The 15,834-nt window shown below is 60.1% G+C and carries 10 protein-coding genes; 5 read left to right on the top strand and 5 right to left on the bottom strand.

Annotated elements, in window-relative coordinates; translation table 11 throughout:
• Window position 1: 1 nt before the first annotated feature.
• A complete protein-coding gene (locus FYK55_RS17945) occupies window positions 2-2,278 on the top strand; it encodes a glutamine amidotransferase (protein ID WP_150077828.1) in 2,277 nt (758 codons plus the stop codon).
• 337 nt (window positions 2,279-2,615) lie between these two features.
• On the opposite strand, the gene FYK55_RS17940 is transcribed toward FYK55_RS17945, so the two are convergent.
• On the bottom strand, window positions 2,616-4,994 hold the full coding sequence (locus tag FYK55_RS17940) for a sensor domain-containing diguanylate cyclase/phosphohydrolase (RefSeq protein ID WP_161604602.1): 2,379 nt from the start codon (window positions 4,992-4,994) through the stop codon (window positions 2,616-2,618).
• A gap of 312 nt (window positions 4,995-5,306) precedes the next feature.
• Here FYK55_RS17940 and FYK55_RS17935 point away from each other — a divergent pair, with 312 nt between their 5' ends.
• The 3 genes from FYK55_RS17935 to FYK55_RS17925 all read left to right on the top strand — a co-directional run bounded on the left by FYK55_RS17935 (window position 5,307) and on the right by FYK55_RS17925 (window position 10,005).
• Window positions 5,307-5,864, top strand: coding sequence for an RNA polymerase sigma factor (locus tag FYK55_RS17935; RefSeq protein WP_150077826.1), 558 nt, complete (start codon window positions 5,307-5,309; stop codon window positions 5,862-5,864).
• Between the two features lie 236 nt (window positions 5,865-6,100).
• Complete coding sequence (locus FYK55_RS17930) at window positions 6,101-7,357, top strand: Gfo/Idh/MocA family protein (protein WP_161604601.1); 1,257 nt, start codon at window positions 6,101-6,103, stop codon at window positions 7,355-7,357.
• Between the two features lie 362 nt (window positions 7,358-7,719).
• Window positions 7,720-10,005, top strand: coding sequence for an AMP-binding protein (locus FYK55_RS17925; RefSeq protein ID WP_150077824.1), 2,286 nt, complete (start codon window positions 7,720-7,722; stop codon window positions 10,003-10,005).
• A gap of 75 nt (window positions 10,006-10,080) precedes the next feature.
• Here the strand turns inward: FYK55_RS17925 and FYK55_RS17920 are convergent, their stop codons facing one another.
• From FYK55_RS17920 to FYK55_RS17910, 3 genes are read right to left on the bottom strand one after another with little or no spacing between them, the layout of a single operon-like run.
• A complete protein-coding gene (locus FYK55_RS17920) occupies window positions 10,081-11,106 on the bottom strand; it encodes a hypothetical protein (protein WP_150077823.1) in 1,026 nt (341 codons plus the stop codon).
• A complete protein-coding gene (locus FYK55_RS17915) occupies window positions 11,106-11,927 on the bottom strand; it encodes a hypothetical protein (protein ID WP_150077822.1) in 822 nt (273 codons plus the stop codon). The genes FYK55_RS17920 and FYK55_RS17915 overlap by 1 nt, the downstream gene beginning before the upstream one ends.
• Window positions 11,928-11,955: 28 nt before the next feature.
• Complete coding sequence (locus tag FYK55_RS17910; RefSeq protein ID WP_150077821.1) at window positions 11,956-14,127, bottom strand: hypothetical protein; 2,172 nt, start codon at window positions 14,125-14,127, stop codon at window positions 11,956-11,958.
• A gap of 155 nt (window positions 14,128-14,282) precedes the next feature.
• Here FYK55_RS17910 and FYK55_RS17905 point away from each other — a divergent pair, with 155 nt between their 5' ends.
• The gene (locus tag FYK55_RS17905; RefSeq protein ID WP_150077820.1) at window positions 14,283-14,966 is read left to right on the top strand and encodes a PEP-CTERM sorting domain-containing protein; all 684 of its coding nucleotides are present in this window, start codon (window positions 14,283-14,285) and stop codon (window positions 14,964-14,966) included.
• A 16-nt stretch (window positions 14,967-14,982) separates the two neighbouring features.
• Here FYK55_RS17905 and FYK55_RS17900 read toward each other — a convergent pair whose 3' ends face one another.
• Window positions 14,983-15,648, bottom strand: a complete 666-nt coding sequence (locus tag FYK55_RS17900) for a metallophosphoesterase family protein (RefSeq protein WP_150077819.1) — start codon at window positions 15,646-15,648, stop codon at window positions 14,983-14,985.
• Window positions 15,649-15,834: the final 186 nt, after the last annotated feature.

Here is a 15,834-nt window from a genome sequence, read left to right as displayed (position 1 = left end):
CATGATTCATTGGGAACCGTTTTATCCGGCTGCCGTCTACGTCGCGATAATCGCCGCGGTGATCGGATTGCTGGTGATTGCGTCTCGAGTGGCAACGTCACGCCGGGCCCGATCGCCGCTGGTCTTGGCGCTGCGAGGTGCCGCACTGGGCTGCTTGATCCTGCTGTTGCTCAATCCCGTCGATCGCCGCGAGACCGTGTTGCCGCCGCGACAACCGTCGGTCGCGATTCTGGTTGATTGCTCTCAAAGCATGGTCCTGGGCCAATACGAGCCCAGGATTGAACGTGTCAAACGCATCGTGGCCGGATCGGCGCGGGCGGCGAAATCGAGCGGGACGCCGAAGCTGCATTTGTTCCGCTTCGGAAAGCGTCTGGCCAAAGCCGCGGAAACGGGTGCGTTGACGGCCAGCGACGACACCACGGATCTGGCATCGGCCCTGGAACGCCTGCCGTCACGGACTTTCGGGGAAGACCTTCGCGCGGTGGTCGTCTTTTCCGACGGTGCAATCGACACGATGGATCGCACGCTAAGCGCCGCGACCGCCTATCGTCGCAACGGACTGCCGTTGCACTGCTTCACTCCGGTCGACGACCAACTGCGAGGCGACCTGGCGATCGAACAGCTGGTCGTCCCCAGTCGAGTCACGCCCGGCAGCAAAGCGATCGTCCGTGCATCGATTCATAACCGAGGATTCGACAACGAACGCGTTTTAGTTTCGGTACGATCTGCCAGCCGCCCGCATGAACTTGCCCTCGCCAAGTTGCCCCTGACGCTGTCCGAGGGAACCAATCTTTGCGAGTTGCCGATTCCTGTCGACGATGCCGCCGGCGACTTGGTGTTGGAGATTCCGACGTTGACCGGCGAAGCGATCGGATCCAACAACCAGGTGCCCTTCCGATTGCCGATTCGAGATCGCCGGATCAAGGTGTTTTACATGGAAGGCACCGCCGGCACCGAGTACACGTTCTTACGTGATGCGCTCCAAGAAGATCCGAACACAAGCTGCGTGTCAGCGGTGGTTAACAACCAATATGCCCAGCGTCCCACGATTCAACGCGTCGACGATCCCTACCGCGGCTTTCCGAGCACACGAAAGGAACTGTTTCAATACGACGTGGTGATCTGCAGCGACATTCCCCGGTCGTCGTTCACACCCGAACAGATCGAATGGACCGTCGACCTGGTCAATCGTCGCGGAGGCGGATTTGTGATGGTCGGCGGCCACACCAGTTTTGGTTCCGGCGGATGGGACCAGACACCGTGGGACGGGCTGATCCCATTCGACATGGCGGGTCGGCGTGACTACTTGAACCAGACCTTCCAGGTGGAGGTCCCCGCAGCCGCCCGCTCGCATCCAATCATGACCCTGCTGGACGATCCGCAAAAAAACACGCTTGCCCTGCAATCGATGCCGCGGTTCTTCGGGACCAACGTCATCGCGCGGGTCAAACCCGCGGCAACGCTGTTAGGCCAAAGCGGATCCAGGCTGTCGGGAATCGGCGTGATGCCCGTGCTAGCCTGCGAAAGTTTTGGTCGGGGCCGGACGTTCGCGATGGCCACCGACACCACGGCTTACTGGGGCCGCGACTTCGAACGCCGATGGGGCGAAGGGGACAACCGCTACTATCGAAAATTTTGGCGAAACGTGGTCGGCTGGCTTTCGGAGAACTCGTACGCCTCGCAACAGCGACTGATCATCCACACCGACCGGGTGCTGTACGCCCCGGGCGATCCGATCGAAGTTTCGGTGGAAGCGTTTGATGAGAACGCCGAACCGACGACAGCCTACCGCGTGACAGCCCAACTCCGATCCGTCGACCCGTCGCGGACCGAAACCGGCAGCGAGACGGCGCCGGAATCGGCGACGGAACTGGAGATCAATCAGAGTCTGCAACGGTACGAAGGAAGTTTGGACGCGGCACTGAGTGGTCAAGAGCGAGATCCGTCCGCCGTCATGCAGCCGGTCGAACTGCACGTGACGCTTTGGCGTCAGGACGAGGCCGTGTCGCGCGGCGTTGTCGAACTGCAACTGGTGGAGCAGGCCGAGGAGTGGCTGCGTCCGAATGCACGTCCGGACAAGTTGCGACAAATCTGCGAAGCTTCAGGCGGCAAGATGATCGACGACGAAGGGCAGCTGCGGCGGCTGCTGAGCACCTTCCAGCCCACGCGAGGCGAAGTGTTGGTGCATACGCTGCCCCAGTGGGACCGATCGTTTCTGTGGGCCCTGTTCGTGGGCCTGCTGGGAACGGAGTGGGTGGTTCGACGCCGAGGGAATTAGACGACGTTTGTCCGCACCGCCCACAAACGGCCGGGCCGTTGGCCCTCCGGGTCGTTTTTGATGTCCGCCACCCAGCCCTCGCGGACTGGGCTAGGCAAACCCACGGGCTTTCAGCCCGAACGATCCACGGAATACGAACGGGCAACGGTGTGTACCGTCGACGGCGTCGCTTTCCCGGGCGTAACCGTCCCAGGCTTTATCGTCAACGACGCCAATCCGTCCCCGTCGTTGATCGGTGCGAGGCCTCAGCGACGTGCATGACGTCCCGTCCGACGGGGCAACGCCCCGATGGTTTGACCAGCACGGTCCGAAGGGCCGGGATCACTTGGACGTGGCGTTAGCGGCGTGAGCTGGGATCGGGCAGGATTTCGCCCATCAAGTAGCAACGGAAACTGAGCACCAGGCGGTGGGCTGCACCCTTGAGTTCACGTCGACGACGATCCCGGTTGCGGATCGGCTTTAGTTCCAGGTGCACCTTGGTACTTCCTCCCGGACGCGACTTCTCGGTCGGAAGTTCATCCGGTTGCGCTTCGCTGAGCGTGAGGTTGGCAATGAAGGTGATTTGCCGATCGGCACGCCGCCGACCGCCGGGGTTGGCACCGGACACCACCTTCAGCGTCAACTGGTTTTCCTTGACCTCGACAATTTGCGCGTGATGGTCAGCGATGAACCCACGCAGCTTTTCGATCGCCAGATCGATCGGCACGGGAGTCAGGATGTCCGCCGTCGTCGACGATTTTGATTCACCGCTGGAGAGCCATCCGAACCAGCCGACGGGCGTTGGCGTCTCGGCGACCTCGGACATTTTTCCCAGACCCAACTGAACGACTCGGTTCCTGCCGTTGTCCTTGGCCTTCAACAGAGCGCGATCGGCGCGGGCCAACAGCGTCGCGGCGTCGTCACCCGATTGGAATTCGGTCACTCCGAAACTGGCCGTCATCGGCTCTCCGCCCAAACTTTTCATCGGAGTCTCTTGCAGCGAACGCCGAATCACTTCGGCGCGTTTCGCCCCGGTGGCATTGTCGCAGTTGACTGCCACCAGCAAGAACTCTTCGCCGCCGTATCGCGCCACCAGGTCGCCTTCGCGGCTGTGGGACTGCAGAAGATTGGCAAAGGTCTTCAGCGCTTCATCGCCTGCCGGGTGGCCGTAGGTGTCATTGATCCGTTTGAAATGATCGATGTCGCAAATCACGAGGGAGAATGTCTGACCACCCTGGCTGGTGCGGTCGACCAACTCTTCAAGCGTCTGATCGAAATGGGCCCGATTGGCGACGCCGGTCAGCGGGTCACGGGTGGACTTTTCGTGCAACGTCTCAAGCCGCTGCTCCAGGCTTTCCCGGTCGGACAGATCATTGACGATCACCACCGTTCCAACATTGCCGGGGCGCTCGCCCACGGCAGGCGTGACTTCCACGTGCACGGAAATCGGCTTTGCTCCGGGAACTTCGATCAACATCGCACGCCGTACCGAACAGCCCTCCTGCAGACACCTCTGCATCGGACACTGGACCTCTTCGTCCGGTTTGGCATCGGCGTCCCGCATCCGCAACGCATGAGGCGACCACTGTTTTCCCACCATCGCCTCCGCAGGAATCCCCGTCAGCCGTTCCATGGTCAGGTTCCACTCGGTGACCACGCCCTCGCTGTCGGTGAAGGCGACGCCGTCTTTCAGCGTTTGCAGCAGGCGCTGATGGAAGATGGTTTCTCGCCGCTGCGTTAGCGGCGACGGCGGTTCGGCAATCGAGGCGGAATGGACCAGCTTTCCGGTCCAGAACGACTGCGGATCATTCGGTCGAAGCTTCTGAAGCCAACGATTGACGGTGTTGCCGTGAATGACCTCCGGTCGCCGCTCCAGCCAACGGCTGAAGTCAGACACAAGTTCGGGATCAAACTGGGTACCGCTTCCGCTTACTAATTCCGCAACGGCTCGGTCGGCGCTCATGGCAACACGATAGACGTGATCGGTGGTCATCGAATCGAACGCATCGGCGATGGCCAGCATCCTGGCTCCCTGCGGCAGCGACTTTCCCCGCAAGGTTGCGTCGTCGCGTCGACTGTTGAACCACACGTTCCCGTAGCGAACGATTTCAAGCAGCCCGGTGTCTGACGTGCTTCCTTTCAGAATCGCACAGCTCATTTCGGGACAGGCATCCATCGCCAGTTGTTCGTTGACGTTCAGCTTGCCCGGTTTGCGCAGGATGCGATCCGGAATTCCGATTTTACCGACATCGTGCAACAGGGCGGCTACCTCGATCTGGTCCCGCAAACGATCGTCCAGCCCCAAGCTTTCCGCCCAGCCGCTGCACAGCAAGGCCACGCGTAAACCGTGAGACGCCGTCGGCGCGTGTTTGCATTGCAGCGAGTAGAACAGGGAGGTTGCCACGCCCAATCGGACGATCGCCAGCCGGCTTTCCACCCGCCGGTTGCTTTGCTGGGACGCACTGACCGGCGCATCCTCGATCGCCTCCTGTAAACGCGTGAGCAGTTCGCCGATGGACCGGTCAAATGACTGCTCCGGATCACGTGACTTCTCTGGATTCGACGCCGGTTTCGCTGTCTCCGGTTTCGCTGTCGCCGATGTCGCTGTCTCCGATGTCGCAGTGCCAGCTTGCACCGCTTGGTCACGATTCGCTTGCGGGCCGCCCAGCGGAACGATCAAACCGGAAGTGTCCCCCCCCGGCCGCTCCGTTGCGTTCGGCTCATTCGTTGCGTGCATTGGACTCATCATTTCGCTGTGTCAGCGGGAGTAGCAGAATCTCGATCAAATCAAGGATAGGCCACTGTTATCACCCTGTTGGCGCTTTCCAGCCCCGCCTGATCGACAACCTCCCCCCGACAATCCTTACCGCTAAAATCCGCCAATCCCCTGCAAATCGATGCATGGATCCGTGCCCCGGGTCGCCGTGAAATGGTTGCTATCGCTGACCCGCGTACCTAACATAAGGGGAGATGCTGGGCGAAAGGTCTCGCCGGAAATGTTGCAACAAGCACCAGCCATCCTGTCGCTTCTCTCCCTGGTACCGGCACCGTGAGTCTTTCCAACAACGATCGAGTTCTGCTACAGCGATGCATCGACGGTGAACCGGGGGCCTGGCAGGACTTCGTCTATCGTTTCGTCGGGCTGGTCGTTCACGTCGCCAACCACACCGCGGCCGCCAAGGGGCGCGACCTGGACGACGCGACCCGAGACGATCTGGTCGCCGAAGTCTTCCTGACCTTGCTGGCTTCCGACAAAGTCATCCTGCGTCGTTTCCGGCGCAACAGCTCTCTGGTGACCTACTTGACCGTGATCGCGCGGCGTGTGATCGCCCGACGGTTGAGCCAGACCGGTCCCGGCGGCAATCTCTCGGTTACCGGATCCGAACCCGCCGACGAGCATGCGGACCAGGACCAGTTGCAAATGGAGAACGCCGAAGAGGTCGAGCGGTTGATGAGCCGCTTGGACCCGGAAGAAGCCGACGTGGTCCGCATGTACCATCTGGAAGGAAAGTCCTACCAGGAGATCAGCCGAGTGGTGGGGTTATCGGAGAATTCCATCGGACCGCTCCTCAGCCGTGCTCGCCAAAAAATGCGTGAGGGTGCCTGACCACCCGACGACGCCCCGAAATGCCTGGATGGACCCGAAGCGTCGTCCGCCGACGCCGCAACTCGCTTTGTCTTTAGGGGCTAAGCGGCTTCCAAACCGTCAGGAGCAACTGAGCCGCATGAGCGATGGCGGTTGCACGGGCGAATTTCCCTCAACCCTTCCCGCCTCCGGTTGCGTATGATGATGGCATCCAAGGCAATCGCCTTCCCGCCCCCACCTTCCTTTTCCCGTTCTCCATGACGCGCAACGAATCCTCGTCGACCGTCGGCCGCCGCAATTTCATCAAGGATAGCGGTCTGATGATCGCTGGAGGCGCCATCGCGGGCGCCATGGCGGCCGGGCAAGCGGCTTCAGCGAATGCGGGGGAGCCGATTCGCATCGCGTTTGTCGGGTGTGGTCGCCGCGGTCGCGCGCTCGCCGAAGCGGTGCTAAAGGTCGGTGGCGATTCGGTCCGGCTGACGGGGCTTGCCGATGCCTTCGGCTCTCAGACTCAGGCAATGTATCGCAGCCTGAAAGGCCGATTCCCTGACGCCGTGGATCCGAACTGCATCCGCTCGGAAGGCCTGCGATCGTTCGAAAAAATTATGCGTTCCGACGCCGACCTGGTCTACCTGGCAACGCCTCCGGTTTACCGCCCGGACCATTTTGAAGCCGCCGTGCAGTCCGGGAAGCACGTCTTTCTGGAAAAGCCGCTGGCTGCGGACGTTGCCGGAATCGGCCGTTGTGTCCAGCTGGCGGAGAAAGCTCAGCGGGAAGGCCTGGCGGTGCACGTCGGTTTCCAGCGGCGACATGATCCGCGGTACCGCGAGGTGATCGACCAAATCCGTCGGGGTGCGATCGGGACTCCGGTGTTCGCCCGTGTGTTTTGCAATGTCGGTTCGCTCCGCCGCCCCGAGCGAGTTGGCAAGCAGGACGATCTGCAATTCCAAATCCGTCACTGGAATCATTTTCGCTGGACCGGGGGCGATTTCCTGATCGAACAGCACGTCAGCGGGTTGGACGTGATCCGCTGGGCTCTGGATGGAAATCCGGTCCTGGCTCAGGGACAGGGCGGATGGACCGGTCACCATGCGGCCGGATCCGAAGCTCCGACCACCCCGTCAGAGGAATCCGCGTCGGGAGACGTTTTCGACCATCACAGCATCGAGTTCGAATTCGCCGACGGGGTCCACGTCCTGTCACAATGCCGACGGGTTTCCAAGGCTTGGAATCACACCGGCGAGCACCTCCACGGAACCGAAGGACGCGCCGATCTGTCCGCCGGAAAGATTTTCGCCAAGGACGGAAGCCTGCTTTGGCAGTCGGAGCATTCCGCCGCGCCGGCGGCCGCCACGCTGGCACAGCAGGCCGCCGTGCTGCAGTCCATTCGCCAAGGAGAAGCCGTTTCGGACGTTGCCGAGGCGTCGCAAAGCTGCCTGTTCGCGATGCTCGGCCAAGCTGCCACCGAAACGGGCAAGCGTGTCCGCTGGGACCGGTTGGTGAAAGACGTCTGAGACCTGAGCCCCCCGGGGACCTGGACCTGAGGTTTTTTGCCTGGCAACGTACGGCGCCGGACGTTGGCGGTCGTTTTCGCACACGAGCGGGTCTGCGACGCGTTCCCGGCGGAGCGGTGCACCTGCGGCACGCCGATGCGCATCGGAACCGATTGCACCACCCGGAGTCACCTTGATGTTGCTCGCGCCCCGGAAGTTTGCGTATCTTTTTGGCATCGGCACGCCTGCGGCTCGACACAGAACCGGGACACTTGCCGCGCAGGTTTTTCTGCTCCGAAGGCTCTCTCAAGCTGCCGTCGTCTGTGCCAGCATGCACCCGACGAAGCTATCATGTCTTGGCTCGCTGAAAAGGAACGCAACGAATGGGCTGGTTTCTCCCGGTAGTCGTCCTGATCGTGTTGCTCGTTCTGACGCTGATGTTCCCGCGCCGCTGCGCGCGAATTTTCTTTCGCCCGATCCTGATGTTCCTGTACCGCAAGCGGGTCATCGGACTGGAGAACTTGCCCCGCGAGGGCGGTTACCTGGTCGTCAGCAATCACGTGTCATGGATCGACGGGATTCTGTTGTTGTGGATGCTGCCCCGCAACATTCGTTTCGTCGTCGACGGGTCAAATTTTGGGTTTGGTTTCGCCAAGTGGTTGGCGTCGGCCTTCGATACGATCTTGATGGTTGCCAACCCGAAGTCGATTGCCAGGGCCTTGAAGACGGCCCGCGAAGGCTTGGCGGCCGGTGACGTCGTCGGGATTTTCCCGGAGGGCACGATCACACGAACGGGTCAGCTGCAGGCATTTCGCGGCGGCATGGGCAAGATACTCAAAGGGACCGATGTCCCCGTGGTTCCGGTCTACCTGGACGGGATGTGGGGGAGTCTGTTCAGTTTTTCTGGCGGAAAGTTCTTCTTCAAATGGCCGGACAAGTTCCGACGTGAGTTGACCCTTTACATCGGCCAGCCGATTCCCGGCGACACCCCCATCGAACTGGTGCGATCGCGCGTTCATCAGCTGCACGCCCGAGCGACGGTGGAGCATCGCAACGAGTTCCCGATCCCGGCCCGGATGGTGATCCGAGCATGGAGGCGACGAGGCAAACGTCTTCAAATCGCTGATTCTTCAGGCGTGGAAGTCAAAGGACGTGAAGCACTGACGCGTGCCCTGGCGTTGCGGCGGGTCCTGGCCCGGGAGGTGTTTGACAAGGATGAAAAGAATGTTGGCGTGTTCCTGCCACCGAGCGCCGGGGCGGTGCTGGTGAACGTGGCGCTCGCGTTGGATGGCCGCGTGTCAGCCAATCTGAACTACACCGTTTCCAGCGACACCATCAATCATTGCATCCGTGACATTGGAATCCGGCACGTCCTGTCCAGCGAAAAGTTTCTCAGCAAGATCGAGATGGACATTCAATCCGATGTCATCCGGCTGGAATCTCTGCGAGACAAAGTCACCAAGTGGGACAAGCTGGTTGCGTTCGTCCAAGCCAACCTGGTCCCCGCCTGGATCTTGGACCGGATCCTTGGTTTGCATCGCATCTCCAGCGATGACCTGCTGACGGTGATCTTCACAAGCGGATCGACCGGGATGCCCAAGGGAGTGATGCTCAGCCAGGCCAATATCAGCCACAACATTGACGCGATCAAAAAAGCCGTGCACTTGGATGATCACGATGTCGTGTTGGGCGTCCTGCCGTTTTTCCATTCATTCGGCTACAGCGTGACCCTGTGGGCCGCCCAGACGCTCGGTCCCTGTGGCGTCTATCACTTCAATCCGTTGGACGCGCGCCAGGTGGGCAAGCTCGCCGAACGTTACGGCGCAACCGTTTTGCTGGGGACGCCCACATTCGTTCGTGGATACATCCGCCGCGTGGCACCGGAACAATTCAAGAATCTTGATGCCTGCATCGTCGGCGCCGAAAAAATGCCCGCGGAGTTGTTCGATGCGTTCGAAGCCAGGTTCGGTGTGCGCCCCGTCGAAGGCTACGGGGCGACCGAATTGAGTCCGCTGGTTTCGGTCAACGTGCCACCGAGCCGGTCCTACGCCCGTTACCAACCGGACCGCAATGAGGGGTCGGTCGGACGACCGCTACCCGGCGTGTGCGCAAAAATCATCTCGCCGGAAACCGGTGAGGAGCTGCCGGCTGGCGAGGACGGCATGCTACTGGTCGCCGGACCCAACGTGATGCAAGGCTATGCCAACCAACCTGAATTGACCGACCGCGCCGTCTGCAGCGGTTGGTACAACACCGGCGACATCGCCAACATCGATCCGCAGGGCTTTTTACACATCACCGGCCGACTGAGTCGGTTCTCCAAGATCGGCGGTGAAATGGTGCCTCACGGGAAGATCGAAGAAGAGATCAGCCGATCGCTGTCGGGCAACGATGCCGAAGCAGCGCATGACCACGAAGAAGAACATCTGAAGGTTTGCGTCACGTCTGTCGCCGATCCCAAAAAGGGAGAACGTCTGGTGGTGCTGCACCGACCGCTTTGCAAGGACGTCGACGTCATCCTGTCCGACTTGAAGGCTGCGGGTCTGCCAAACCTGTTCATTCCGTCGAAGGATTCGTTCTATCTGGTGGACCGAATCCCGCTGCTGGGTACCGGAAAACTGGATCTGAAGGGGGCGAAGGAGCTTGCCGTGGAAGTCACGTCAAAATAGCTCCACACAGACGGAACGTTTCCCCCGTGCGAAACGGTGTTGCGGAACGGGCCTGGACGACGTGCAGGCTTCTCATCATTCGTCCGTCGATTCGGCGGTTTCGCCATCGACCACCAGTTCGAAGGTGCCGTTACCAAGGTAGTCTCCGTAGCGTTCCGGACGGTCCATCCCATAGCGATCGGATCGATAGATTGACGCGACGCCCATGATCTCGCTGGCTCGAATGACCGGTGGACCGGCGGACTGAATCGTGAACTCAAAGTCGATTTCCACGGGCACGTCGCCGACGGTGCCCCGCTTCGTCCATCGGGCAAGTTGGAAATCGGCCGGTTGCATCGCTTCCGAACTGAGATGGCGTCGGATCGTCATGCTGGAAATCTCATTCGGATACGCTGCCCTGGAATTGGTGCTCCAGGACGCCCCCCGCGACTGAAACGTTTCCAGCGGCAGTTTCTCTTCGCGGGGCTGAACATCAGGCGCATTCGATTGCAGCTCCCATCCGATGGGCGTCGCTTTGTAGTCGTCTCCGGTCAGCGAGAAAATGTATCCACTGGCCGGGATCAAATCGATCGTCCAAACCCGTTGCCCCTCCAGCGGCTCGGGTTCTGAATCGTTCGTTTGATCGTCTCCTTTCTGGCCATCAGCATCCTTGGCGGTCGCGTCTTCAGTGTTCTTCGACGCATCCTTCGCGGGACTCTTCCACTCGGTTCGAATCGTCAGCTTGTGTTCGCCCGGCGGAACATAGAACAGCACTTCGTCGGAATTGCGCTGCGCGAAAATGATTCGATCGGTTTTAAAGTCGGGAATGTCGTCGACCGTCCGACATATGGACAACATTTTCCAAAGCAGATCTTCATCATCACTCGCCTGTTCGCGCGCGGCTTGGCGCTGTCGGTCCGCATCCTCCAGATTCGCCAGTTTCGTCGCCACGACTTCGATTCGTCGGTCCAGATCGTTGCGGGTGCGGTACGAAGCGATCAACAACGCAAGCAAAGCTGCGACGGACACGAAAAAGAAGACCGTGACAAAGCGGGCGCCGATCCGTCGCCTGGGACGGTCACCCTGCTGGGGAGGAATCGGATCGATTTCGGAAGATTGCATCAGGCGCCCGGAAAGGTTTTGAAGCCGCTGGATTGATCGCTTAGCCAGAAAGAATAGTGGTACTTTGTCTCAACCGTCTGTCCGCCTTCATCCGCCGGAATGCTGACCCGCGCGTCCATCAGCCACGGCAATTCCCGATCGGGGCCGTAGTCCGTCTGAGAGCGGCCGCCGATGTAGCTGGCCCCGGAAGATCCGTCATCGCCCTGATCGTGAGAAGACGCAAACAAGATCTTGCCGTCCAGTCGGATCTCGACCGGCAATTGAGCACCTTTCGTCGGTCCGATTTGCAGTTCAAGGTCTCGCTGTCCCGGCAGCAAACGAACTTCGAAAGGTCCGTCAAAGTCTTCCGCCAGGTCGCCGTCGCCTTCGCTCAATCCGTCAAGTGTTTTCGTGTCACCGGAGCCCAATCTCCGGGTGACGACGGCACATTTGAACCACACCGGGCGGGCCGATGGCACGACCAAGCGAAAGCCGACCGGTGTCGGTTTGCCATCGATCGACAGCTTCGGGATACCGCGGAGCGACAACGTCTGGTCATCGCGCTTTTCCACCCGTCCGTAGCGTTCCTGCAGCTTGTAGAAATGCTCGACGGCAATTTCCCGTGTGCGGCTCAGCTGCCGGTACTCATCTTGGACCCGCTCGGCAAGCATCGGCACCGGAGCGGCATTGCTCTCCAAACGCCGCTGCGTTTCCTCGAGCTCATGTTGCAGCAGGGACAGTTCTTCCTGCCGTTGACGAATCTTCGTCAGCGCGATCACGTTGGGAAAGGCCAGGGCAGCCAGCAGCAGAACGGCCAGCAAGGTTCGTATCGAAATCTGCATCAATTCTCTGCGCAATTCGGAGCGGGCGCTACGGTTCAACTGCCGGCGAGTGTCCTTGATCCACAGCGGTCTTCCCCAGAACTCGGGTGTCGCCGAAAAACGCAACGGGGCGCAGACGCAGCGGCCCCCCGCCCAATCGCTCCGTTTGGATTTCAAGCATTCCCTGATCCCCGTCGATTTGACCCAGGACTTCGTTCAGGTGATGGACTTCGATGCGGTCTGCGCCGGGGCAGATCAGCTCCAAGTCGATCGCCGACGCCTCGGTCCCATCGCCTCCGTCATCGGTCCGCGCGGTCTTGATTTCGGCGGTGGGCGTTGGATGCTTTCCCTGAATATCGACCTGTTCGGAAAAGCTCACCCGGGGCTCCGTCCGGTTCGCACCAGCCAAGGTTGCTCGGACTTCCATCACCCCCGATGAGTCTTCCGGCAGGTTCAATTCGATATTCGGGACCGGCGGCGTGGTCCGAAACAATCGTCCATCGATCGAAATCTCGATGCTGCGTGTGGGCGTATTGGGGACGTTAATTTGAAGCGACTTTCGCGACAATCGCAGCCGTTTTTTGCCGTCGGTCAGCAGGCGAATGTCCACCAACTCGTTGGGCGCCTTGGAGAACGGTTGGGCCAGCGGATCGCCCACGATCAGCAACTGATAGGGAGACATCACGGACTGATAATAGGCTTCGATCGCACTCAAGCCTTTGGCGTAATAGCCGTACATCATCGGTGTCGGAAACTTGACCTGCAACGAATAGGGCTCGGCAACCGACCCGCTGGACATTACCGCGCCGGCTTCCAGAAACTCTGTCAATTTCGTTTGCCCGTTTTGTTCGAACGCGCCGCCAAAGCTGGTCAAGTTCTCGGCGATCGCTCCGGGCACCAGCTGCCATCGGCTGGGCGACAACGTGACGTTGGGCGCACCAACCATCATGCCCACAATGGCTCCCTCGTCGTCCGGCAACCTGTCCGAAAACACCTCCGTTTCGAACTGGTTCTCTTGCAGGTACACCATCGCGTCGGCAATCCCGGCAAACCGTGTCTTGGCGCGCACATCACCGTTAGCCCCGAAGGCGAACCGGCCCGCCGGAAAAGTTCGGTCGCAGCGGCTGGCGCGGCGCAACACTTCAACGGCCTGGTCCAGTGTATTGCCGCGTGGTTCGACCACCGCCAACGCGCAACTGCACAAGTACGGCACGCCACCCTGCTTCAATGGCATGCGGTGTCCGGCCAGGTTCCAGCCGACCGAAGATGAGAATGGTTCGGGGCCCTGCCAGGCGATGGGACTTTCATCCAGGTAGGGCAAGACCTTCGCCAACTGGGAATCCGACAGCAATCGATCCAGGCAAGCGGTTTGCTTCAAGTAGGTTGCCGACCACCACCCGCGTTTAATTGCCGCGCGAATCATCTCCACTGCTTTCACGTCCTGCTCCGACAGCGAGTAAGCTTCCGCGGCCCGAATGGCCAGTGCCGGCAGGCTTTCATGGGCGTCAACCAACTGCTGCCAGATCTCCGCCGATTCGGCGAACTTCTCTTCCTTCAGCAGGGTGACAGCCTTGTCGTACTGTTCTTTGGAATCGTCCGAAAAAGGATTGATGAAGTGGCGATCAAACCTTCCGCGGGCGTACAGGTTCGAACCGAAGTTCAGGTAGTCGCCTTTGTCAGCCAAGACGAACTTATAAAAAAACGTCAAACCCGTGATTGCGGCGATCGGCTTTTGGTATTTCTTGACGTTCGGATCTTCGATCTGAGCATGATGTTCGGCCACGCCGACCGCGGTGGGAAAGTCCGCCGAATAGGCGATCACGCGGACCTGGTTGGCAATCCCGCGGGCATCGATTTGTTCCAATAACGGACGTAGGATCTTGTCGCGAAAAACCGCAAGTTCCACTCGGGTTCCTTCCGGCACCTCTCGCAGCACGATCACGTTGTGCGTGGGAATGTCACGAAATGCGATGTAGTGGTTTGCCACCGTCCGCGACACCGGTGAGTCGCCGTTGACGACGACCACCACATTCTCGCTACTCAAGCCGGCCTGGGCGGGTCGGCAAGTCGCAACCGTCGCGATCAGGATCGCCAGAAGAATACCCGCCATGTGGCTGGGGGTCCGAACCGCAGAAAAGCGGACGTTTGGCGGCCAGACGGTTCCGGGACGCCGAATCGAAGGGCGGTCGGCCGCCAGGATCTGCACAGGTAAAGTTCTCATGAGTCCGATTCTATCGGTCGCCGGGCACCACTTCGACGCGGACTCGGGATGAATTCCGTCAGGAACCGCAGAAATCCAGTTGTATCGGCCGGGTTGACTATGATGGGCGGTCCGACGGTCCCAAAGTCTTCACGCTCGCAAACACGATTCGTCAGATGTGTCATCCGTCCTCTCGGCCTTTTTTCGGAACTCATTGCCTGTACCTGTTCTTCGGCGTCGCGCTGTTGGTTGATGTCGTACCGGCGCGCGGGGAACTGTTGGTGACCATCGAAGACGGAATGATTGCGCCCAACGGAAACCTTTCCCTGGACATCGGAATCGAAAGCGACACTCCACCCGAACTGCTTTCAGAATTCGAGTTTTCGGTGCGACTCAATCCGATGCCCGCAGCACCAGGATCGTCGCTGCAATTTGTCGACTCGCAATCGGAATCGTTTCTGTCGGATCCGGAGTACGTCTTTTTCGGCAACAGCGATTCTCTGACGTTCGGTGCCGTCACTTACGATTCAACCACGCAAATCACCGTGTTCGACTTGACAGCGGATTTCACCGACGTGCCGGTATCGTCGCGGCGTCTGCTGACAACGATTGAATTACGGCACCAGACAGGATCGGCGTCGGTAGGGCAGGTCGCGGGAAATCAGTTCGAGGTCACACTGGGCCCGGATCCGCTGTTCTTCAACGCTGACGGCTTCGAGGTCCCGTTCTCTTTGACCAGCGGCATCGTCACCGTCGCGGCGACGGCCGTTCCCGAACCGGGCACCACGGCGTTTCTCGCGCTGACCCTGACCGGTGCAGCGATGCGTCGACGACGCCGGCCACGTGGACACCGAACGTGAATCGATCCCCGTCGGCTTAACCGTTTTGTCGCAGTTCCCCACGCTGGTTGGCCTGCCAGACGGTGCGAGTCTTCATCTCCATCGCGGTGAGCCAACCACCACCGTAGCAGTAGGTATCCAGACAAATCAGGTGTCCGACATCGACGATTTCACCACTGCGGTTGGCCGTGTGTCCAACCACCGCGGTCAGCCCGCTTTGATGCGGTCCGGGAATTCCGGCCGTCAACGAGTACCAACGAAGCCGATCCACGTCTTGGGCATCCAAGGGAACGTCCGGTTCATAGGCGGCGTGGGTAAAAAAGAATTCGTCCGCTTGGAAATAATCCCCCAACGAATCCAGAAACGCATTGTGCTCCGCGGACAGAAAATCAAGATTCCCGTCGAACCCGTAACTTTCCAGCGTTTCCACCCCACCGCAGCGCAGCCAGGTGTGGTGGTCACCGCCGTGCCGCAGCACCTCCAGCATCATTTCTTCGTGGTTCCCCAGGATCCCGACCAGTTGGGTGCGCCCGCCCAGTTCGATCAAGTCGTCAATGACGCCTTTGGAATCGGGGCCGCGATCGACGATATCCCCCAGAAAGACCAAAAGATCATCGCGCTGGGGATCGATCGCCTCCAACAGGGTCTTCAGCGCCGTGCGACACCCGTGGATGTCTCCGATCGCAATCAGTCTTTGTGCCACAAATGTTCCCAACGTCTAGACATCGACATCACGTCCGACCGCCCCGCTGAACGCCACAGCCCGCTTGGAGCGGGAATTGGGTACGATTGGCTGTCCAGACGCGTTTTAATACCGAGGAAAAGGAGGGGCGGAGGACGCCGCCACAAGTCTTTTCTGCGTTGAAAGTTAGCGAAATGTCAGCGAAAC

It is taken from the genome of Roseiconus nitratireducens, from assembly GCF_008629675.1.
Classification (GTDB): domain Bacteria; phylum Planctomycetota; class Planctomycetia; order Pirellulales; family Pirellulaceae; genus Stieleria; species Stieleria nitratireducens.
This window is presented reverse-complemented; position numbering and strand designations above follow the sequence as displayed.